Genomic DNA, 1,228 nt, shown 5'->3' with positions numbered 1-1,228 from the left:
CCCGTCCCGCCCCCACGGTTCGGCATGCCCCACGCCCTCGTGATCATCTGCTTCATCGCCGCGTCCTCGGTCCTGGCCGCCACGGGGATGGCCGTCCAGGACGTGCTGGTCCTGCTCAGCGGGGCCGGCGGCATCGGCGCCGGCGTGCTGCTGACCACCGGCTACGGCAGGCCCCGGGCCGCGGCCGGCGGCGCGCTGCGCCGCATCGTCAGCGCCGCGCTCACGCCGGGCAGATGAGGCCGGCGTGGGACGCCCCGAACTCCCCGTGGACCAGGCCGTGCCCCGCCTCGCCGCGCTCGCCGCGTTCCTGCGCGAGCAGCGCCGGCTGGCCGGAGCGACCTACCGGGAACTCGCCGCCCGCGCACGGGTGTCCGAGGCGACCCTGAAACGCGCCGCCTCGGGCCGCACCCTGCCCAGGCGCGCGGTGGTCACCGAGTACCTCACGGCGTGCACCGCCGAGAACTGGCGGCATCGGACACGTGTGTTGCGGCAGGGCGAGCGTCTCTGGCGCCGGGCGAGGCGCGCCGTCCACACGCCGCCCGGCGCCATGGCGGTGCCCCGTCCGCACTTCGTGCGCGACGCCGGCGACCTGAGCGGCGCGCTCCGGGACCTGCACGTCGCGGCCGGCCGGCCCTCGCTGCGGACGATGGAACGGCGCGCGGGTGCCTTCGGCGCGCTGCCGCACAGCACCGCGCACCGGATCGTGCGCGGGGAGACGGTCCCCAGGACCGAGCAGCAACTGCTCGCCTACCTGCGCGCCTGCGAGGTGCCGGTGCCGAAACAGGCGGCGTGGCTCGCCGCCTGGCACAAGGCGCGGGACACCCAGCCGGGAAACCCGTACCAGACAAGGGCGTTGAAGCGGCTGTTCGCCGCGTAGCGGGCCCGGCGCGATCGGCGGGCCCGGCGCGATCGGCGGGATCGGCAGGATCGGCGGGATCGGCGGGATCGGCGGGATCGGCGGGATCGGACACCAGCCGCCGGGCGGGCGGCGCGGTCCGCCGTACGCGGTGTCGGTGACGCGTGCGGGCCAGGAGACGTCGTCGCCCTCCCCCAGCGCGAGATGCGCCGTGCCACACCGCGCGGCGCGTCGAACGGCGCCGCCGCCAGCACCACTGCCACTGCCACCGCCACCGCCACCGCCACCGCCGCCGCGCGGCGAGGCGTCCGGGGCCCGCGCCGACCGCCGGGCACACTGGGTGACCGATCGAACACCTGTCTCTTATACCCA

1 protein-coding gene and 1 pseudogene are annotated in these 1,228 nt (G+C 77.0%); both read left to right on the top strand.

Annotated features, from left to right (window positions below):
• Positions 1-237: pseudogene (locus tag E1283_RS36320) on the top strand (hypothetical protein); the annotation flags it as partial.
• A 7-nt stretch (positions 238-244) separates the two neighbouring features.
• On the top strand, positions 245-877 hold the full coding sequence (locus E1283_RS36315; protein WP_132822408.1) for a helix-turn-helix domain-containing protein: 633 nt from the start codon (positions 245-247) through the stop codon (positions 875-877).
• Positions 878-1,228 lie beyond the last annotated feature (351 nt).

The sequence above is a fragment of the Streptomyces hainanensis genome (assembly GCF_004348415.1).
In the GTDB taxonomy this organism is placed as follows: domain Bacteria; phylum Actinomycetota; class Actinomycetes; order Streptomycetales; family Streptomycetaceae; genus Streptomyces; species Streptomyces hainanensis.
This window is presented reverse-complemented; position numbering and strand designations above follow the sequence as displayed.